This window comes from Glycomyces albidus (genome assembly GCF_009451885.1).
GTDB lineage: Bacteria > Actinomycetota > Actinomycetes > Mycobacteriales > Micromonosporaceae > Glycomyces > Glycomyces albidus.
In genome coordinates this window covers 141,159-160,968 of the sequence record NZ_WIAO01000003.1, presented here as the reverse complement: position 1 = coordinate 160,968, position 19,810 = coordinate 141,159, and the positions used below count along the sequence as shown (strand labels likewise).

General features: G+C 69.2%; 16 protein-coding genes, 1 tRNA gene and 1 pseudogene. 10 read left to right on the top strand and 8 right to left on the bottom strand.

Annotated features, from left to right (window positions below; translation table 11 throughout):
- Positions 1–21: 21 nt before the first annotated feature.
- A complete protein-coding gene (locus GFD30_RS04110) occupies positions 22–2,259 on the bottom strand; it encodes a hypothetical protein (RefSeq protein WP_153023949.1) in 2,238 nt (745 codons plus the stop codon).
- Between the two features lie 198 nt (positions 2,260–2,457).
- Positions 2,458–4,779, bottom strand: a complete 2,322-nt coding sequence (locus GFD30_RS04105) for a rhamnogalacturonan lyase (protein ID WP_153023948.1) — start codon at positions 4,777–4,779, stop codon at positions 2,458–2,460.
- A 208-nt stretch (positions 4,780–4,987) separates the two neighbouring features.
- Here GFD30_RS04105 and GFD30_RS04100 point away from each other — a divergent pair.
- Positions 4,988–5,062: transfer RNA gene (locus tag GFD30_RS04100), tRNA-Val, on the top strand.
- A gap of 367 nt (positions 5,063–5,429) precedes the next feature.
- On the opposite strand, the gene GFD30_RS04095 is transcribed toward GFD30_RS04100, so the two are convergent.
- From GFD30_RS04095 to GFD30_RS28200, 3 genes are all read right to left on the bottom strand, one after another.
- The gene (locus GFD30_RS04095; RefSeq protein WP_322632920.1) at positions 5,430–5,606 is read right to left on the bottom strand and encodes a helix-turn-helix domain-containing protein; all 177 of its coding nucleotides are present in this window, start codon (positions 5,604–5,606) and stop codon (positions 5,430–5,432) included.
- Between the two features lie 8 nt (positions 5,607–5,614).
- On the bottom strand, positions 5,615–6,064 hold the full coding sequence (locus GFD30_RS27780; protein WP_322632941.1) for a replication initiator: 450 nt from the start codon (positions 6,062–6,064) through the stop codon (positions 5,615–5,617).
- A 580-nt stretch (positions 6,065–6,644) separates the two neighbouring features.
- Positions 6,645–7,007 (bottom strand): helix-turn-helix domain-containing protein, encoded by a 363-nt coding sequence (locus GFD30_RS28200; RefSeq protein ID WP_407648965.1) that lies wholly within the window; start codon positions 7,005–7,007, stop codon positions 6,645–6,647.
- A 210-nt stretch (positions 7,008–7,217) separates the two neighbouring features.
- Between GFD30_RS28200 and GFD30_RS04080 the strand changes: the two genes are divergently transcribed.
- The 3 genes and pseudogenes from GFD30_RS04080 to GFD30_RS04070 all read left to right on the top strand — a co-directional run bounded on the left by GFD30_RS04080 (position 7,218) and on the right by GFD30_RS04070 (position 11,217).
- A complete protein-coding gene (locus GFD30_RS04080; RefSeq protein ID WP_194201841.1) occupies positions 7,218–9,230 on the top strand; it encodes an MFS transporter in 2,013 nt (670 codons plus the stop codon).
- A 158-nt stretch (positions 9,231–9,388) separates the two neighbouring features.
- Positions 9,389–9,844 carry an MFS transporter gene (locus GFD30_RS04075; protein ID WP_153023943.1) on the top strand — a complete coding sequence of 152 codons (456 nt, stop codon included), beginning with the start codon at positions 9,389–9,391 and terminating at the stop codon, positions 9,842–9,844.
- A 539-nt stretch (positions 9,845–10,383) separates the two neighbouring features.
- Positions 10,384–11,217: pseudogene (locus tag GFD30_RS04070) on the top strand (IS5 family transposase).
- A 101-nt stretch (positions 11,218–11,318) separates the two neighbouring features.
- On the opposite strand, the gene GFD30_RS26140 reads toward GFD30_RS04070, so the two are convergent.
- Positions 11,319–12,794 (bottom strand): alpha/beta fold hydrolase, encoded by a 1,476-nt coding sequence (locus GFD30_RS26140; RefSeq protein ID WP_194201840.1) that lies wholly within the window; start codon positions 12,792–12,794, stop codon positions 11,319–11,321.
- A gap of 499 nt (positions 12,795–13,293) precedes the next feature.
- Positions 13,294–13,731: a MarR family winged helix-turn-helix transcriptional regulator gene (locus GFD30_RS04060; RefSeq protein WP_153023942.1), complete on the bottom strand. Its 438-nt coding sequence runs from the start codon at positions 13,729–13,731 to the stop codon at positions 13,294–13,296.
- Between the two features lie 146 nt (positions 13,732–13,877).
- On the opposite strand from GFD30_RS04060, the gene GFD30_RS04055 reads away from it, so the two are divergent.
- The 3 genes from GFD30_RS04055 to GFD30_RS04045 are packed head-to-tail and all read left to right on the top strand — an operon-like array spanning position 13,878 to position 15,766.
- Positions 13,878–14,222, top strand: coding sequence for a hypothetical protein (locus tag GFD30_RS04055; protein WP_153023941.1), 345 nt, complete (start codon positions 13,878–13,880; stop codon positions 14,220–14,222).
- 50 nt (positions 14,223–14,272) lie between these two features.
- Positions 14,273–15,187 carry an SDR family oxidoreductase gene (locus GFD30_RS04050; RefSeq protein WP_153023940.1) on the top strand — a complete coding sequence of 305 codons (915 nt, stop codon included), beginning with the start codon at positions 14,273–14,275 and terminating at the stop codon, positions 15,185–15,187.
- Positions 15,188–15,766: a TetR/AcrR family transcriptional regulator gene (locus tag GFD30_RS04045; RefSeq protein ID WP_153023939.1), complete on the top strand. Its 579-nt coding sequence runs from the start codon at positions 15,188–15,190 to the stop codon at positions 15,764–15,766.
- Between the two features lie 456 nt (positions 15,767–16,222).
- Here the strand turns inward: GFD30_RS04045 and GFD30_RS04040 are convergent, their stop codons facing one another.
- On the bottom strand, positions 16,223–16,795 hold the full coding sequence (locus GFD30_RS04040) for a helix-turn-helix domain-containing protein (protein ID WP_227995812.1): 573 nt from the start codon (positions 16,793–16,795) through the stop codon (positions 16,223–16,225).
- A gap of 89 nt (positions 16,796–16,884) precedes the next feature.
- Between GFD30_RS04040 and GFD30_RS04035 the strand changes: the two genes are divergently transcribed.
- From GFD30_RS04035 to GFD30_RS04025, 3 genes are all read left to right on the top strand, one after another.
- Positions 16,885–17,916 carry an aldo/keto reductase gene (locus tag GFD30_RS04035; protein ID WP_153023937.1) on the top strand — a complete coding sequence of 344 codons (1,032 nt, stop codon included), beginning with the start codon at positions 16,885–16,887 and terminating at the stop codon, positions 17,914–17,916.
- Positions 17,917–18,120: 204 nt separating this feature from the next.
- Positions 18,121–18,480 (top strand): YciI family protein, encoded by a 360-nt coding sequence (locus tag GFD30_RS04030; RefSeq protein ID WP_153023936.1) that lies wholly within the window; start codon positions 18,121–18,123, stop codon positions 18,478–18,480.
- Positions 18,477–19,751 (top strand): RNA polymerase sigma factor, encoded by a 1,275-nt coding sequence (locus GFD30_RS04025; RefSeq protein WP_153023935.1) that lies wholly within the window; start codon positions 18,477–18,479, stop codon positions 19,749–19,751. Before GFD30_RS04030 ends, GFD30_RS04025 begins: the two co-directional genes overlap by 4 nt.
- Positions 19,752–19,810: the final 59 nt, after the last annotated feature.

Here is a 19,810-nt window from a genome sequence, read left to right as displayed (position 1 = left end):
CCCTTCGCCTTGCGCCGCCTGCTACTTGATGTCGAACGTCACGACCGAGGGGTCGTGGTCGGAGACCCCGTAGCGCCCGTATGCGGGCTCCTCGCCGAAGTCGTACGCGTCGGCCGGGTAGTCCGCGTTGATGTGCGCGGACACCGCGGACTCGATCTCGCGCAGCAGGTGCGGAGAGGCCCACATCTGGTCGAGCGTCTGCGTCTGGCCCATGTACGTGTACGAGTAGGCCGCCTGCGGGTGGTCCTCCACCATCAGGTCGTAGAGCGCGCACAGGCCCGAGTCCTCGTACATGCCCGCGAGCTGGTCGGACGGGCCGGTCCAGTCGCCGGCGATGACCTGGCCCTCGGCGAACGGGTCGTCCGGGCGCGGGAAGACGTTGAAGTCGCCGCCCGCCAGGACGTTCGCCTTGCGCTGGTGGTCGAGGATGGTCGCGCTGATCGCCGCCACGTAGTTCGCCTGCTCGGTCCGGTGCAGCACGCGCGTGTTCGGGCCCGACGAGAAGTGGTTGTTGATCAGGAAGATCTCCTCGACCGGACGGCCGTGCTTGTCCTTGAAGTAGAACTTCGCGGCCTGCGCGGCGCGGCTGAACACGTCGTACCCGTTGCAGGCGTACACGCCCGAGCTCTTGCACTGGTCGACGACCGACTGCGGCAGGGCCGCGTTCAGGGCCTTCGGGTTCTGCACGTCGGCGTTGATCGCGTCGGCCTCGGTCGGGTAGTCGATCTCGGGCGAGTCGCCGAAGACCGGGTCCGAGGACTTCACGCTCGACAGGCCGGCCAGCTTCGGCTGGTACAGGAAACCGGTCATGATGCCGCGCGTGTCGGCCGAGTCGAGGTCGCCCACGGCCTTGTAGGTCGGGCCGCCGTACTCGGCGATCACGAGCGCGAGCTCCTGGATCGAGTCGGGGGCGCCGTCGCCGCCGGTGTTCGCCTCGCCGGTGCCCTCGAGGTCGCACACGAGGCGGTCCTCGCCGAGGTCGGCGTCCTTCGTCCACTCGGGGTTGACCGAGCAGACGTCCTGGGCCTCGCCCTCCTGGGTCATGAGGATCGCCGGACTGTGGAGGTCCTCCACGATCTGCGCGGCCTGGCGCCGGAGCTGCGCCTCGTACTCGCCGTAGGAGCCCGGGACGTAGTCGAACGGCGGGCTGACGTTCCCTTCGGGGTCCTCGGGGTCGGTGCAGCCGGTGTTGCCGGCGAAGTCGCAGCCGGAGTTCGGGTTGTCGCGCGTGTCGTACAGGTTCTCGATGTTGTACGAGGCCACGGACGCCTCGTGCTTGCCGGCGGGCTCGACCGGCTCGTTCCCGGCCGGCTCCAGGCCGCCCTCGAGCACCAGGTCCTCGGAGACCTCGACCGCGTACTTCGCGAACGAGAGATAGACGCCGCCGGTCGCGGCCTCGGTGATCACGTCGTAGGTCTTCGCGGGGGCGATGATCGACTCGGTGGTGCCGGCGGTGGCGCGGATGCCGAGGTCGCCGATGACGAACAGGTAGCCGTTGCCGTCGTCGAAGCTGCCTTCGACCGTGTCGAGCGGGTGCGCGTCGCGGTAGGCGCGGGCCGCGTACCCGTCCTGCTGCGCGGCCTCGCTGTCGCCGCGCATCGCCCACACCTCGCCGCCCGAGGAGTAGACGTCGCGCCCGGCGGTCACCACGGACTCGGCCGGGACGGTCATCTGCATGCCGAGGTGGCGGCGCATGTACTCGGTCGACGCCCGCGCGTCGTCCGGCGGGTCGATCTCGACCGCCTCGACCTCGGCGAGCGGGTCGAGGCCCGTCTCGACCACGTCGTAGACGTACGCGGAGCCGCCGGAGAACTGGATGTTCCCGAAGTAGGTGCCGACCACGCCGCGCAGGACGATCTCGTCGCCCACGTTCACGGTCCAGTTGGCGCCCAGCTCCTCGCGGGCGGGCGAACCGGTCAGCGTGCGCAGCGTCGAGAACTTGTTGTTGAAGACGAAGATGCCGTCCGAGGAGTTCGGGTCGCCGTCGGTCGCGTCGGAGCGCTCCTGGATGAAGAAGCCCTTGTTGCCCGACGGGTCGAGGGTCTCCTGGGTGACCACGCCCTGGACGAACACCGTCTGGCCCGCGAGGGGCGAGGCGAAGTTCGTGTCGCCGTCCTCGATCGAGCCCTGGACCGCGCCGATGTGGACGATGTCGGCCTGGGCCTGGGCCTGGGAGGCGAAGAGGAACCCGGAGGCGCCGATGATGACCGCGCCTGCGGCCGCGGCCGCGAGGCGCGCACGCCTGCTGAGGGACTGCACGGGGAAGCTCCAATGCTCTGCCGTCGCCTCGGCGTGTGGCCGGAGGCGGGATGATGGGGCGCTCTTCACTCAACCGCAACACGCGGGCGGGCGCAAGACCTCCAGATGAATTCCTCGTATCATCCCATGTCTCAATTTCGCCACGGCTCCGAACACAAAGGAGGCGGGGCCGCGGGCCCCGCCTCCTCCTCAGTGCGGTCAGTGCCGGCCGTAGCGCGGCGTGTAGTAGTCGGGCACCGTCACGTCGCCGAAGTCCATGTCCGAGGCCATGTAGAAACTCGTGTACTGCGGCTGGTTGTACGTGGTCTGCTGGTTCGCGACGCCGACCCGGTACTGCGGGTCGTGCATCAGCGTGAACAGCTTGTGGTCGGTGACCTCGGTCGAGACGAAGACGCGGATCGCGCTGGAGTCGGCGGTCCGCACCAGCAGCTCCTCGCGCCAGTCGCCGAGCACGTCGGCCACCAGGCCCGGGTTGCCCTTCGTGTAGTTGTTCGTGAGCGTCCCGGCGGCGTCGAGGACGACCCCGTCCTGGTAGTCGCGGATCGTCGTCTCCTCGACCGTGGCGGCGTCCGCGCCGTGCACGAGCTGCGTCGTCAGGTCGGCGTCCCAGCGGATGCTCATGTTGGTGCCGGGCGCCGCCCCCTCGATCGGCTCACCGGTGGCGGTGAACAGGCCTTCGGGATTGCCGGCCTGGTCCGGCGGCAGGCCGGCCCACGCCTCCACGCCCGGGATCGACGGATCGACGTCCCCGACCATGCCGCGCCCGGTGTCGCGGCCGGTGTAGCCGCCCCACAGGACCTCACCCGACTCGGCGTCGCGCATGGCGTAGCCGTACGGCGCCCACGCGCCGCCTTCGAAGACCGAGAAGATCTCCAGCCCTTCGCGATCGGGGTCGAAGTCGCCGACGTGCAGTGCGTCCCCGTGGCCCAGCTTCGCCAGCGCCCCCGGGTTGTTCGAGCCCGCCGGCATCGTCGCGTACGAGGAGTACAGCAGCGAACCGTCGTCGTCGAGCGTCGCCGCCCCGTAGACGATCTCCTGCCTGCCGTCGCCGTCCACGTCGTTGACGCTGAGCGAGTGGTCGCCCTGCGTCGTCAGCGTCCCCCACTCGGGGTCGGGGCCCTCGACGCCGTGGGGCGAGGCGTTGAACGGGTTCGACATCGGGGCGTGCCCCGAGTCAGCCTGCCAGCGCTGCTCCAGGTTCCGGCCGTCCCAGTCGATCGCCGTGATCGTGGTGCGGGTGTAGTAGCCGCGGGCGAAGATCGCCGACGGGTGCTCCCCGTCGAGGTAGGCCACGCCCGACAGGAACCGGTCGACCCGGTTGCCCGGCTCGATGCGGGCCATCGCGTAGTCGCCCCACAGGAGCCCGTCGTCGCCGCGCTCGACCGGGAAGTCGATGGTGTCCATCTCGAGCCCGGTGCGGCCGTTGAAGACCGTGAGGTACTCCGGGCCGTCCAGGATGAAGCCCTCGAAGTTCCGCAGCTGGTTCCTCGCCGAACGGCTCGGCGCGTACACGTCGATGAAGTAGTCGGCGAGCGTCTCGGCGTCCTCCTGCGACAGCGGGTAGGCGAAGTCGAACTGCGCGTCGGCGCCGAGTGCGGCCTCGATCGTCGCGGGCCAGTCACCGTTCACGACCTCGGGGTGCTGGTCCCATCCCCGGAACATCTCGACCAGGTGGTCGTAGTAGCCGGCCGCCGAGAGCCGGTAGTCGTCCTCGTGCGTGACGCCGGCGCGGCGGTCGTCGCGGGGCAGGGTGATGTACTCCTCCTTGCCCTTCACGTACGAGGTGACCTTGGTACCCGGGGCGGTCTTGAGCATGACCTCGGAGATGCCGTCCCCGTCGAAGTCGTAGACGTCGAACTGGGTGTAGTGGGCCCCGGCCCGGATGTTCACGCCCAGGTCGATCCGCCAGAGCAGGTCGCCTTCCTGGGTATAGGCGTCGAGGTAGACCGGGCCGGTGTAGCCGACCTGCGAGACGTCCTTCGAGTTCGAGGGGTCCCACTTGACCACGTACTCGTAGTCCCCGTCCCCGTCGAGGTCGCCGGGGCTGATGTCGTTGGCGCGGTACGTGTACGCATCCCCCTTGGGGGTGACGCCGTCCGCGGGGCGCTGCAGCGGGATGTCCAGGTACCCCTCGGACCAGGGCGAGACCGTCTCGGACGCCTCGTCCGGCCCGCGCTTGACCGCGACGACCTTGTACTCGGCCCCGCCGTCTCCGCTCGTGTCCAGGAAGTTGGTGGAATCGGTGACCGTGGCGATCTTCTTGCCGTCGCGGTAGACCTTGAAAGTCGCGCCCTCAAGACCTGAATCGTTATAACCGGTCACCTCATCGGCGAGCAGCCGCCAGCTCAGGAAAACGCCCTCAGGCGTCACCGCCGCGACGAGCCCACGGTCCAGGTGCTCGAGCTGTATCTCATCGTCATGACCGCGATCACCATGCGCAGCGGCCGTGAACCCGGCACCGGCCAGCACTCCGACCAGCGACACCGCCACAGCCCTGCGAAATCTACTCGGGGGATTCATCGAAGGGGCTCCTCCTATGAGGCCGGGCGCAAACCGAGGGGGCGCGCTCGCGAACCTCAATTGAAACGATTTAACGCATCGAAAACTATCAACATCACCCCGCCCTGTCAAGATCCCCCGCTCCCGAACCCACTCCGTGACCCCGCCCACCAGCCCCACCCCACCACACACCCACCCAACGCAATCCGGTACAGTTACCCCTCGTCCCGGTCGATTAGCTCAGCGGGAGAGCACTCGCTTCACACGCGAGGGGTCACTGGTTCGATCCCAGTATCGACCACCAGCAAAAAGCCCCGGCCACATGAGCCGGGGCTTTCGCGTCAGAGCCAAATCCAGAGCCAATCGGCCTCTTACTTCGGCTCTTCCAGAGTCTCGCCGAACACGCCTTCGAGCAGTTCAACGCCCTTGGTGATGACCGGCCGGAGCTTGACCGTGTCCCCCCGCGTGCCGAAGACATAGACGATGCCCTCGTGCTCATGGCCGTTTCGCTCGCGGGATTCGATCTGGGCGCGCCGGTAGTAACGCTCGGACGATTGCGGCTTCCATCAGGGTTGGTGCCCAAGGAGATCGAGCCGACGTAGCAGCCCTTGGACTCGTCCCAGTAGATCGAGCCGTCACCCCGGCGGGCCTGTTCGCGCGGTTTCTTGGCGTCAGCCACAGCGCACCGCCTCGCACAGCCCCTCATCGAGAAACGCGTCCAGGTCCTTGATGTCAAACCGGACGTACTTGCCGACCTTGCGGTACCGGATGCGCTTTTCGGCAACCAGGCGGCGGATGAACCGCACCGGGACGGACATGTAGGCGGCGGCGTCCTCGACGCCGATCACTCGGGGGCTCATCGGTTGCGGTCCTTTCTGTTGTCGCGGTAGAGCTTTCGTTCAAGCAGGGTCTCGGCGATGGCTTGGGCGTATTCGCGTTCGGCGTCGGTGTCGTGGCCGAAGGCGACCGCTTCCCAGTCGTTGACGACGAGCACGTCGGCCTCGCCGACGCCGAGCGCGTCGAGGGTTTCGGCGAGGCGGAACCGGGCCCGGATGTTGCGCAGCTTCCCGAGGGTGGTCGACCAGGCGCGGGACTTGGTCAGGAAGTGGCCCCGGAAGCCGAGCATGGAGGAGGCCGCCACTAATCTCGGTGGAGAGGGGTCGTGCAGCCGCCAAGCTGCCGGCTCGTCCTCCGGTCCACCTCCGCGCCAACGGAGGTGGACCGACGCTCCAGGGTCTGTCGCTACTGTGGATCGTGGGCAGGACTCCGCGCCTGCGGGGCAGACCCTCGCACTGGAGAACCCCAGATACCCTTGGCGGGCTCATCCCCGCGGGTGCGGGGCAGACCGGTTCGCGGTCCCTTCGTCGTCGTCGGTCGGCGGCTCATCCCCGCGCGGGCGGGGCGCACCTCAAAGCAGTCATGACCGAAGTGGCCGGCCGCCGGCTCATCCCCGCGCGGGCGGGGCGCACACTTGACTACCAAGGGTTTAACCGCCTTGGACTCGTTCGTCAGATCAGTCACCACTATAGACTTTCGACACCGAATCCGCCTCCAGCGTCGGCGGCCGAGGAGTCGCCCGCGTTCGGAACAGCCGCTGACAACGCGCCCATTGGCCATGCTTACTACTGGGGGTTACTCGTGGTTACTCTCCGCTCGACCATGCCACTGGCGGGGAGGACCGATCGTCCTCCCCGCTGCAAGGCCTGCGGCCTGAGCCTTCAGACGGCACAGCATTCGCTTCATCAGCCATCCGCTGAGATTTGCGCCGACACCTCGATACCATCGTTGTCATAGACCTGCTGGAGCGTAGATCCGCTCAATCTCCCGAAGAAATCCCTGCTCATGGTTCGACCCGCACGCCTCACCGAGGCGCCTCAAGAACAGCTCTAACTTGGGGCAGAGCCACTTGCTTGCAGCAATCGGTAGATCGTTTTGCGGCTGACGCCGAACTCGGCGACGAGCTGCATCCTCGGCACTCCGGCCCGAGCAGCGGTCAAGAGCCGTTCCAGCTCGTCGATGTCAAGGCGGTCGCGAACGGCGCGTGGGTGCCGTTGCGCGGAGCCAGTGCGAGTTGGGACAATTGAGTTACGGGTTCGGGTCGGTCGTCGACTGATACGGCATCGATTAGGCCTCTCAGGCGAATCAGCGAGGCTTTGACCTGCGGTGATGAGTTGTAGTAGGACCCAGTAAGGTCCACCACTGGTTTTGTGAATGCTTGTTATCGCTCGTGACTGGCTCTGAACGGTCACAGGTGGGTAGTTCGCCCGCCTCGCATCCAGACTGCGCCTCAACCGTTCGAGGGTTCTCACCACCTAAGCCTTGCGGCAGCGGCATCAACACCGAGGAGTAAGCCCGATTTGATCGACCGGGCTTGGATGGCGGGCCGACTACCCTGTTGGGGGTTGTCTCGTCTCCGTATGCTGAGCGGCGATCCCAAAGCCGAACGGGGAGACGACCGAATGCCCGCGAACGCCTTGATCGCCATTGATTTCGGGACCTCCAACACCGTGGCCGTCCTGCGCCAGGCCGGGTCCGCCGACCGTCCGCTGTTGTTCGGCGGATCGCCGGTCATGCCCTCGGCGGTGTATTTCGACGACGGGCGGTTCCACACCGGGCGGGAGGCCGTACGGATGGCCCAGCTCGACCCTGCCTCCTTCGAACCCCATCCCAAGCAGCACGTCGGCGACAACCTCATCCTGCTCGGGCACCAGGAGCTTCCGGCGGTCGACCTGGTGGCGGTCGTCCTCGCCCGAGTGCGGCAGGCGGCCGTAGAGGTCGTCGGCGAATCACTTCCGGCGGTCCTGACCCACCCGGCCCAATGGGGCCCGCACCGCATCGAGGTCCTGGAGCGGGCCGCGGCCGCGGCTGGCCTGGACGTTGTCCGCCTCGTCGCCGAGCCTGTGGCCGCCGCATACCGGTTCGCTCAGGTCGAGACCGTAGCGACCACCGCTGGTCCCATTGGAGTCTTCGACCTCGGCGGTGGCACCTTCGACATAGCGGTGCTGCGACGTGACCGGACCGGGCGGTTCGCCGTCGCCGCGCAGGGCGGCCAGGCGAACCTCGGCGGCGTGGACCTCGACCAGGCGATCGTGGCCCACCTCGGCGGCCTGATCGAGCAGCGCCATCCCGAACTGTGGCAGCGCATCAGCCGGCCCGAAACGGCCGCCGACCGCCGCGCCCACCGCCAGTTCCGCGACGACGTCCGCGAGGCCAAAGAGATGCTGTCGCAGTCGCCGATGGCCCCCATCGCGCTCCCCGGCCTTGACACTGCGCTGCACTTGACCAGGGATGAGGTCGAGCACCTCGCTGCCCCGCTGGTCGAGGCGGCCGTGGCGCTGACCGGGCGTGTCATCGGCGAGGCGGGATGCGCGCCGTCCGACCTGGCCGGGCTGTTCCTCGTCGGCGGCGCGAGCCGCATGCCACTGGTCGGACGGATGCTCCACCAGCGGCTCCAGGTTCCCCCCACCGTGCTCGAGCAGCCCGAGCTGGCGGTCGCCCAGGGCGCACTCGACGCGGCCGAACAGTCAGCCGCGCCTGAGCCGGAACCGGAACCGGAACCGGAACCGGTGAGTCGACCCGAGCCGGAACCGTACGCGCCCTCCGATCCGGCGCCCGGCGCGTCCCTGCCGCCGGTGTCGGTGCTGCCGCCTCCGGCTCCTCGGCGGCCCTCGAGGACGTCGACGTTCGCCGCCGGGCTCGGCGCGTTCCTGGTCCTGGCCGACTTCACGACCATGGTCGTCGCCGCGCCCACGATCGGTCGAGATCTCGGCGCCTCCGTCACCGCCTTGGGATTGACGGTCGGCAGCTACTCGCTGGTGTCAGCAATGCTGCTGTTGGCGGCCGGGGTTTTGGCCGATAGGTGGGGCTCGAAGCGGATCTACCTGGTCGGTCTGACCGGGTATTGCGCCACCTCTCTCGTCTGCTGGATGGCTCCCGGCATTGACGAACTGCTGGCGGGGCGCGTTCTCCAAGGAGCAGCCGCGGCGGTGGTCCTCGCGCCGTCGATAGCTCTGCTAAACCGCGCCCGCCACGGCGAAGGTCGCGCCTCTACCTTCGGAGTCTGGGGTGCGATCGCCGCGGTCGCAGCCGTGATCGGACTGGTTCTGGCCAGAACGCTGACCGCTCCGAGTTTGCGGACGGTCGTCCTCATCGTGGCGGCCGCTGCGCTGGTAATCGCACCTTCGATGGTTCTGCTAAACCGTGCTCGACGCGACAGGGACCGACCCTCGGCCTTCGGAGTTTGGGGTGCGGTTGCGATTGCCGCCGCCGCGACTGGGCCGATCCTGGGAGGATTGTTGACCTGGTTTCTGGGCTGGAGAAGCATCTTCTTCCTCGAAGCCCTGACTGGAGTCTTCGCGATCAGTCTGAGTGCCATCATGCTGACGGAAACACGGTACGCCGGACAAAGCCGAATCGATCTGCGGGTGCTGCGCTATCCCGGTTTCAGCGGGCCATGCTCGCCACGCTCCTGATATCGACCGCCGCCTTCGGTGCCCTCTTGTACACCTCGATATGGATCCAATCGGACGATGTCGGCTTGGGTCCTAGCGCGGATCTCCCTCTGTGGGGAGCCCTGGCGCTGATGCCGATGGCTGTGGCTGCCCTTGTCGCTTCGGCAGTCCTCGCGAGGGTGGCCCGCAAGTTCGCGCCATGGGTCGGGATCGGTCTGGGGCTGGTCCTCATTGGCGTCGGCGGCTTCTTGCAGACCGATCTGCCGGCCAACGATTGGCGAACCAGCGTCCCAGGCCTCCTCGTATCCGGGATCGGTGTGGGCCTATGCGTTCCCGCGCTCAACGCGGCCGCCTCCGCGGCCGTCCCAAAAGAGCAAAGCGTTTCCGCGGCACGGGCCCTCAACGCATCCAGTCAATTCGGTCTTGTGCTCGGCATCGCAGTCATGGGCACCGTCTTCACTCGCAGCTCGGCCTCCTCCGAAGGTATCGTGAGCGCCCTGAACAGCACTATGGCCATAGCCGGTTCGATCGCGCTGATTGGCGCGATCCCCGCCGCCCTCCTGGCCTCGCGATCCCGCCAGCTCCCGAAAGCTCAAAACAATCCGACCTCGGCCGTGGCCCGACCCGGTCACTGAGACAGGCGAGCGCCTCGGCCCGCTCGTCGAATTCGTCTAGACTGCAGGAAAGATCTTGGGCAGCTGCGGAAGCACACATAATGCAACCGGTGCAGCCGACCTACTGTGGCAGGCCTTCAACCGTTAGTGCTGCACCTCAACTTGCCCGATTCCGGAGAACGGCTCCGGCGGCTCGAGCCCTCGCGACAAGACGCTTGACGCTGCGGTCGCTGATGCCATTCTGGACCGCGAGGACCTTCTGCGGTGTACCACCGCCGTACGCGATGACGATGGCTTTGCGCTGCGCAGCCGTGAGTCGCCGATCGAGCGGGCGCGGCGGCGCGGACGACGCGTCGTTGAGGACGGGACCGCGGTCAAGACGCGGCTTACACGTGAGGCCTGAATTCGAGATACACGACTCGGCGGGCTCCGCGAGGCGTCTAGGCAGCGTTTGAGAACTGAGGGAGCCTCCAGTTAGTTTTGTTGTGTCGCAACGAAACTCAATACGGGAGGCTCCGGGTGTCTAGCGTACCGGCCCCTGCCATGCTCACCGACAATCAGTGGCGTCACCTCAGCCGCCGGCTCCCGCCCCGACCGGCCGACCGATCACCAGATCGCGCCGGACCCTGGTCGACGCGATCGCCTGGCGGGTGCGGACCGGTGCTCCCTGGCGATTCCTCCCGGCCGGCTTCGGCCCCTGGCAGACGGCGTACCGGCTGTTCCGCACCTGACAGACCGAGGGCATCTGGCCCATCATCGTCAAGGCGATCTGGACCTTCCTCGACGCCGCCGAGCGCCTGACCCGGACGGTCAGCGTCGATTCCACCACCGTGCGCGCCCACCACGCCGCGGCCGGCGCCGGGCCCCGACCGGTCCCCGGCGAGCCCGAAGACCATGCACTGGGCCGCTCCAGGGGAGGCTGGACCACGAAGATTCACCTCGCCGCCGACACCAGCCAGACCGTGCTGAGCTTCAAACTCACCGCCGGGCAAGGAGCCGACTCGCCTCAACTCGCACCCGTGCTCGATCGAATCAGCGTGCCCCGCCCCGGTCCGGGCCGACCCCGCACCAGACCCGATCGGGTCCTGGCCAACAAGGGCTACCCGTCACGGGCCAACCGCGCCTACCTGCGCCGCCGCCACATCGAGGCGGTGATCCCCGACCGGCACGACCAGCGAAGGAACCGCAAGGCCAAAGGACGCCTCGGCGGACGGCCCCCAGCCCTTGACCGGGAAGCCTACAAGCAGCGCAACACCGTCGAGCGCGCCATCGGCCGCCTCAAGCGCTACCGGGCCATCTCGACCCGCTACGACAAACTCGCCGTCCGCTACGAAGCGACCATCCACATCGCGATCACCCCGGACCGGAAACCCGACTTCTCAAACGCTGCCTAGCCCCGACGCCGATCGCGAGTTCGGGTCGATCGAGAGTCGCGCCGCTCCATACCGACGGAGAGGATGCGGCACCGGTTTCGGTGCCGCCCCGTCTCGCCGGATCAGTGGGCAACGGTAATGCGGGCCTGCGGAAAGGAGTTGTTCTCGATTTGGTCGATGACAGCTGATGCGAAGTCGGCGATGGTGATGCGGCTGTCGCCGTTGCTGTCGGTAATGGGGGTGTCGCGGGCCTCGGTTCGGTATGCGCCGGTCTTTTCACCGGGGACCAGGTACATCGGAGGCGGGCTGACGTAGGTCCACTGGACGGGGGTGTCGGCTGCGCGGAGGGCGTCGAGCGCGCGGGCCTGGTCGGTCGCGGTGTCGCGGTACTGCTCGGGAAACTGGGGTGTGTCCAGGTATCGCCGGCCGGGGGCGGCTTCGAGGCTGGCGCCGCCGCCGACGAACACCAGCCGGTCGACGCCGGCCTTGGGCAGGGCCTCGAGGAGCGCGGCGGCTCCCTTGGAGACGGTGCGGTCGGGGCCCTTCACGGCGGCGATGACGGCGTCGTGGCCGTTGGCGGCTGCGGCGACGGCGGCGGGGTCGGTGATGTCGGCATCGCGGCTGCCGAGGGCGGTGACGAGGTGTCCGCGCGCTGCGGCTTCGGCGGCGATGGCGCTTCCGAGGTTGCCGGAGGCGCCGAACAGGGCGATCTTCTGCGGTTTCACGTTGTGCCCCTTGATGGTCCGGTCGAGGAATGCGGTCATGAGCGGCACGATGCGGTGCAACTGGTCTTCGAGCGCGAAGTGCCCGGTGTCGAGCAGGTGCACCTCGGCGTCGGGCAGGTCGCCGCGGTAGGCGAGGGCGCCGCTCTCGGGGAAGAACATGTCGCGGCGGCCCCAGAGGATGAGCGTCGGCGGCTGGTGGCGGGCGAGCCAGGCCTGCCATTCGGGGTAGCGCTCGACGTTCGACCGGTAGTCGAAGGCGAGCGCGGCTTGGGCGTCGCCGCGTCCGGGGAGGTCGAGGAAGTGCTGGTCGAGGGTCCAGCCGTCGGGGGCGATCAGCGTGGGGTCGTCGGTGCCGCCTTCGTATTGGCCGCGGGTGGATTCGAGGGAGAACAGACCGCGGACGGTCGCCTCGGCACCGGGCTGGTCGGGGCGGAGCGCGATGAAGTCGCGGGCGAGGGGTGAGAGGCCTTCGGCGTAGGCGTTGGCGTTCTGGATGACCAGTGCGGTCACGCGCTCGGGGTGACGCTGCGCGATGCGGAGGCCGACGGGGCCGCCGAAGTCGAACATGTAGAGCGCGAAGCGTTCGAGGCCGAGGTCGAGCAGGAGCCGTTCGACGATGCGGGCGAGGTTGTCGAAGGTGTAGACGAAGTCGGCCGGCGCTTCGGTGTGCCCGAAGCCCGGGTAGTCGGGGGCGATGACGCGGTAGCGGTCGCCGACGGCGTCGATGAGGCGGGCGAACTGGTGCGAGGCGGAGGGGAAGCCGTGCAGGAGCACGAGAGCGGGGGCGTCGGAGCCGGGGTCGGTCTCGCGGTAGAAGACCCGGACGCCGTCGATGTCGCGGTGGCGGTGGTGGATCTGGGGAATGCCGCTCATGATTCACATGCCTTCTTCAGTGGTTTATGCGTTAGCCAAACGCTAGCACGCGACTAATGGAAGATTCAATAGAGTTGCCATTAGAGACACGCGGCGACACGACTCTTCGGTTACGGCCCCTATCGTCGGCGGCCGCCCCTGCCGACGCGGTGGAACGTCGACCGATCGGTAAGGGCGGCAATACGGTCCGCCGGAGAAATCCGACAAACCGGTTTGGACTCACCGGTTGGCGAGTTCGCGGAGGTCGGCGGCGAATCGGTCGGGACGGAGGAGGCGTGGTGCCTGCCTTCGGCGCCGCCGACGGCATGGCCGAGTTCCTGGTCGCCAGGAGGACGGAGCAGTGATCGGCTACCTTCTGACCGCTCGGGTGCCGACCATGTTCGCCGGCGGAACGCTGCTGCATATCTTGAAACTCGCCGTCGACGAGTCCCGCAGAGGAAGTGCTCCGCCGAGCATGCTCAGGTGATATTCGCTGGTGCCGTTGGCGTCCTCGCGGAGGTCAGTGACGAGGCAGCGGGGAGAGGCGTGCGACGACTCGCCGCAGTACTGCCTCTTCGGTGGCATCCAGGTCGGCGGTCAGCTCGGCGTCGATCGCCGCGGCCAGTTGGCCGCAGGTTTCGAGGAGCGATGTCCCGGCGTCGGTGAGGGCGAGAACCTGGCGGCGGCGGTCGTCCGGGTCGCGCCGTCGAGTGACCGCGCCGAGGGCTTCCAACCGGTCGACCAGTGCGACGATCAAGCTCGGCGCAACCCCCATCAGCTTGGCGATCTGCACCTGGGAGTCGGCAGCGCCTGCCGCCAGGATCGCGAGCACCCCGACCTGCTTGGGCTTCAGGTCGTGCGGCGCGATCGCGGCGGCGAAGCGGTCCGTGACCACAGCTCCGAGGGTTCCGAGTCCGAACGTGAGCGTCGCCGTCAGAGGAGTGCCTTGCTTCGTCATGACCGTCATGCTACTTTCTCTAAATGATTCAGAGTGTGAATGATTCAGGTCGTGTCGTTTCTGTCGGCAGTCGCCTCCACTCGAGTGTCCTGTGGGCGAACCTGGTCCTCGGCCTCGGAACCGCCGCCGCCGCAACCCTGATGCTGGTGCGCCCCGAGCTGATGGTCAGCGGCGGCGACACGTCCAGGTTGTACGCGATCGCCCATGCGGCACGGGCGATCCCGTTCGGCCTGGCGATCGCCGCCCTCATCGGACTGCGGCGTCGGCAGGGCCTCGCCCCGCTACTCGCGGTCGGCGCCGCAGCCCAGCTCGGCGACATCGTGATCGCCGCCGCGACCGCGAATCCGGGCATGGCCTTCGGCGCTGCGCTCTGCGCCGCAGGGCACCTGTGGGGCCTGCTGCTCCTGAGCCGCGCGGTCGGACCCGGTCTCACCGTGCGCGATCGGATCGATGGCGCAACACCGGCGCCTCCTCCGCGAGTGTCAAGCTGAGCGCGAGGGCGCCCACATATATAAACGAACAGTCAGTTATAATCGATCGCATGAGCACAGAACGCCCTCTCACCGGCCGGGTCGCCCTCGTCGCCGGCGCCACCCGCGGCTGTGGCCGCGCGATCGCCGTCGAGCTCGGAGCGCTCGGAGCCACCGTCTACTGCAGCGGCCGCACCACGCGCGACGAGCGCTCCGAGATGGACCGGCCGGAGACGATCGAAGGCACCGCCGAGCAGGTCGACGCGGCAGGCGGGACCGGGATCCCCGTCCGCTGCGACCACGCCGATCCAGCGGACGTCAAGGCGCTGACGGACCGCATCCGCACCGAGCACGGCCGCCTCGACGTGCTCGTCAACAACGTCTGGGGCGGCGACCCGTTCACCCGCTGGGTCAAGGGCGTGTGGGAGCACCCGCTCGAGGACACGCTGCGGATCGTGCGCAACGGGATCGAGACGCATCTCATCACCGCGCACTATGCGCTCCCACTGCTGATCGAGACCGGAGACGGACTGGTCGTGGAGGTCGGCGACGGCAAGGCCGGCGTCCCGTTCCGCGGCGTCGTCGCCTACGACCACGTCAAGGAAGCGGTCGTGCGGCTCGGCTACTCGCTGGCGGCCGAGCTGCGCCCGCACGGCGCGACCGCACTGTCGGTGACCCCCGGCTTCCTGCGATCCGAGGCGATGCTCGAGCACTTCGGCGTCACGGAGGCGACCTGGCGCGACGCCTCCGACGCCCACGGCGGCTACTTCCGCTACTCCGAGACCCCGCACCTGCTCGGCCGCGGGGTCGCGGCGCTCGCCGCCGACCCCGAGCGGGCCCGTTTCGCCGGACAGTGCCTCGGCTCGTGGGATCTCATGCACACCTACGGCTTCTCCGACGCGGACGGCGAGCGCCCGGACTGGGGCGTGGTCGACGCGGAGGCGCGCCTGGCCGACGCCGAAGCCGCACAACCCGGCGCCGAATAAATGCCACGTCCGCGCACCGTCTCCGACGACGACGTCCTGGACGGCGTCCTCGCCCTCGCCCACCGAGTCGGCCCGGCCAAACTCACGCTCGCCGCCGCGGCCCGCGAGGTCGGCCTCTCCCCCGCCACGCTGATCCAGCGCTACGGCACCAAGCACGAGCTGCTGCTCGCCGCCGACCGCCGCGGCGTGGAGCGGTGGGTCACCCCGGTCGAGGAGGCCGAGCACCCCTCGCCACTGGACCGGGTCGTCGAGGGCCTGGTCGGCGCCGTCGACCCGGACATGACGCCGGAAGCGATGGCCAACTCGGTGGCCATGCTGCAGCTCGATCTCGTCGAACCCGACTTCCACGCGGCGACGCTGAGCGGAGCGCGGCGGCTGCGCGCAGCCCTCGAGCGCCATCTGCAGGCGGCCGCAGACGCCGGCGAGCTGCGCGAGGGCATCGAGATCGCCGCGCTCGCCAAGCTCGTCGAGACCGCCTACCACGGCTCGATGATCGGCTGGGCACTGCACCGCGAGGGCTCCCTCCCCGCGTGGATGCGCCAGCAGATCGAGGCCGTGCTCGCCCCGCTGCGGACCTAGACGGGATCGAGCAGCCGCGCCTTCTCGCAGCGGACTGCCCTTGCCAGCGAGGGGTTCACGTGACGGCGCGGACCCCTCGCGGTCGGCCCGGGTCAGCAACGGGCGAGCCGACCAGCCCGGCGATGACGCTGAGGGCGGCGCAGATGCCGAGGACGCGCAGCACGGACCACTTCAGAGCGAAGACGAGCGCGAAGACGGAGATGGCGAGGGCGATCGGTTGGACGCGGCGGTGTTCGACCGCCAGGGAGCCCGCGTACTACTATCTTTAATAGTAGTACGATCGCGACGGGCCGGCCGACGTGTTCCGGGCCGGGGTACCAGTGGCCGTCGTTGGGCGCGGCGGCCCGAATCCGGGGGGATTCGCCCGGCGTCGGATGTCGGTCGGCCTCTACCTGACCGTTCCTGTGAAGGGACTTGGCGACTGCGGGGCGAACGGTCTGCGGCGCCGGGGGCCGCTCAGGGTTCGGCCGGGAACGCGCGCGCGAAGGCGAGCACCGCGGCTCGCTCCGTCCCGTCGTCGGGGATCTCGCGGCGGCGCCAGCGCAGCAGCAGCGCCTCGAGTTCGCGGCCGAACTCCTCGAGTTCGGCCGGATCGAGCCGCAGCCAGACGTGCGCGGCGAACGCGGCGTCGCTCCACGGCTGGTCGGCGGAGGCGAGGAACTGCCGGGCCCGCTCGGTGTCGCGTTGCAGCAGCACCAGATCGGCCGCGGTCGCGGCGGTCTCGGCGGCCGGGCGCCCCGTGTCAGTGCCGGGTCGCCACCGCAGCCCGCGGGTCACCAGTCGCCAGCGGCGCTTCCGGCGGTCGCCTTCGGCCGCGGCCGGCTCGACCAGGCCCGCGTCGACCATGACCTTGAGATGGTGGGAGACGCTGCCGGTGGCCAGCGCGAGTGCCTGCGCCAGTTCCGTGGTGGTCGAAGGCCCGTGGACGGTCAGCGCGTCGAGGAGGCGGGACCGGTCAGGGTGGGCGAGGCAGGCCAGCGCCTGCACGTCGTCGATCTGCCGCACGTCACCGGGCTCACCGTCTCTCATGCAAGCCATCTTAGCAAGCATATTTGCGCAAATCTGCTTGCGGACATATGCTGGTGCCTTCCGAGACCACCCCCTGACGGAGGCCACCGATGCAATACGCGCCGCTCGGGCGCACGGGCATGACCGTGTCGCGATACGCGTTGGGCACCATGATGTTCGGCAGCGTCGGCAACACCGACCACGACGAGTGCGTCAAGATCGTCCACACCGCCCTGGAAGCGGGGATCAACTTCGTCGACACCGCCGACATGTACAGCACCGGCGAATCCGAGCGCATCGTGGGAAAGGCGCTGCGCGGCCGGCGGGAGGCGGTGATCCTGGCGACCAAGGGCCACTTCGGTCTCGAGGAGGGACTGAACCGGAGCGGCAACTCCCGACGCCACCTGCTGAACGCCGTGAACGCGAGTCTGCGGCGACTCGGGACGGACTGGATCGACCTGTATCAGGTCCACCGCCCCGATTGGAGCACCGACCTGGAGGAGACGCTCGGCGTGCTCACCGATCTGGTGCGCGAGGGGAAGATCCGGGCCTTCGGCTGCTCGACGTTCCCCGCCCATGAGCTCGTCGAGAGCCACCGGGTCGCCGAGACCCGCGGGCTGATGCGGTTCCGCACCGAGCAGCCGCCGTACAACCTTCTCGCGCGCGGGATCGAGCGCGACGTCCTGCCGGTGGCGGAACGGTGGGGCATGGGCGTGCTCACTTGGAGTCCCTTGGGGTTCGGGTTCCTCACCGGCCACCACCGCACCGGAGCGGCGGCCTCGGCCCGCGCCAGATTGCGCCCGGCCTGGTTCGATCCCGAGAACCCGCAGGTCGCCCGCAAACTCGCCGTCGCCGAGGAACTGGCTCAAGTCGCCGACGACCTCGGCCGCCCGCTGCCCGCGCTCGCGACCGCGTTCCCGCTCGCCCATCGCGCGGTGACCTCGGTGATCACCGGCGTGCGCACGCTCGAGCAGCTCCGCGCGACCTTGGAGCACGTCGACCTGGTGCTCGACGATGCCGTCCTCGACCGCCTGGATGCCATCGTCCCGCCGGGTACCGACGTCTACGATCCCCAGTCGCCGATGCCCCTCCCCTGGCTCACGGACCCTGCACTGCGACGGCGGACCGCACCGACCGGCTGACCCGCCGCCACCGGCGGCACCGCCGGCGCGGGCCTGCGCCCGCAGGCGCGGCCGCTAATGGCGATCAACTGGCTGCCGACGGTGACCGGCGTTAGGGTGGCGATGTCTCGGCGGTGCCGGAAAAACTTTTGGGAACGCTGTCGATCTGCGGCCGGCCGTTCGACGTAAAGGTGTCAAGCGAGCACGACCCATGGAGGGACAGCAATGGCGCAGTACGCGATCCTCATCTACGCGAAGGCCGACGTCGAAGAGGGCGAGGTCGTGCCCGGGGCACGGGAGGCCCACGACCGGCACTTCGAGGACATGGTCCAGTCGGGTGCCCTGGTCGCGGCCTTCGCGCTGCACCCCGCCGACACCGCCACCGCCGTCCGCGGCGACACGGTGACCGACGGCCCGTTCATCGACGCCAAGGAGGTCGTCGCCGGCGTCGCCGTCATCGAGGCACCGGACCTGGACGCCGCTTTGGCGATCGCCCAGGCGAACCCCGCCGCCCAGCAAGGCGGCGGCGTCGAGGTCCGGCCGGTCGAAGGCGGCTACATCGCGGATCGGCCCGCCGCGGCATGACGCACGCGGAAGCCGCCGTCGAAGCGGCGGTAGCGGACGCGCACCGTCGCGGCTGGGCGCAGGTGCTCGCCGCGACGGTGCGCGTCACCCGCGACTTCGACCTGGCCGAGGAGTGCGTGCAGGAGGCCTACGCCGCGGCCCTGGCAGGCTGGGGCCGCGACGGGATCCCGGACAACCCCCTCGCCTGGCTCACCACCACGGCCAAGCGCCGCGCCCTGGATGCGGTGCGGCGCACGCATACGCTGCGCTCCAAGCTCCCCCTCCTGGTCGAACCCCTGGAGACCGGCGGCGCACCCGCGGACGACGAGCCGGACTCCCTCGACCCGGAGCACGCGGTGGCGGACGAGCGGCTGCGGCTGGTCTTCCTGTGCTGCCACCCCGCGCTGGCGCAGGAGGCGCAGTCGGCGCTGACGCTGCGGCTGGTGTGCGGACTGCCCACCGCCGACATCGCGCGGGCGCTGCTGGTGTCGGAGCCGACGCTCGCCGCACGGATCACACGGGCCAAGAGAAAGATCGCGACCGCGCGGATTCCCTTCAGGCTTCCGGCCGCGGCGGAACTCCCGGACCGGCTGCACGCGGTCCTCGGCGTGATCCATCTGCTGTTCACCGCCGGGCACACCGCCCCGTCGGGTGCGCCGCTGACGCGCCCGGACCTGGTGGCACAGGCGATGCGGCTTGCCCGGATGCTGCGGGAGCTCATGCCCGACGAGCGAGAGGTCCGCGGACTCCTCGCCCTGCTGCTGGTCACCGACGCCCGGAGGGAGACCCGCGTCGACGCCGACGGCCGCCTGCTGCTGCTCGAAGACCAGGACCGGTCGCTGTGGGACCGCGCGGCACTGGCCGAGGGGCACGACCTGATCGCGGGCGCGCTGCGCGGCGGTCGGCCGGGGCGCTACCTGCTCCAGGCGGCGATCGCCTCGCTCTACGCTGAAGCGCCCTCGTACGAGCAGACGGACTGGCCGCAGATCGTGGCCCTCTACGACGCCCTACTGAGGGCATGGCCCTCCCCGGTGGTGGCGCTCAACCGCGCGGTGGCGGACTCGATGGTCTCCGGGCCGACGCAGGCACTGCAAGCCGTTACGGAGCTGGAGCAGGACGGCCGTCTCGCCAGGTACCAGTACCTGCCGGCGGTCAAAGCGGACCTGCTGCGCCGACTCGGCCGCTCCCAGGAGGCCGCGGTCGCCTACCGGCAGGCGTTGGACCTGACCGGGAACGACACCGAGCGCGCATTCCTGGAAGCACGCCTCGCCGACCTGCCGCAAGCCCGGTAGGCCGGCACCTCGCCGCAGTTCCACCGGCGGCCTAGGAGTTCGTCCGGCACTCGGGCGCC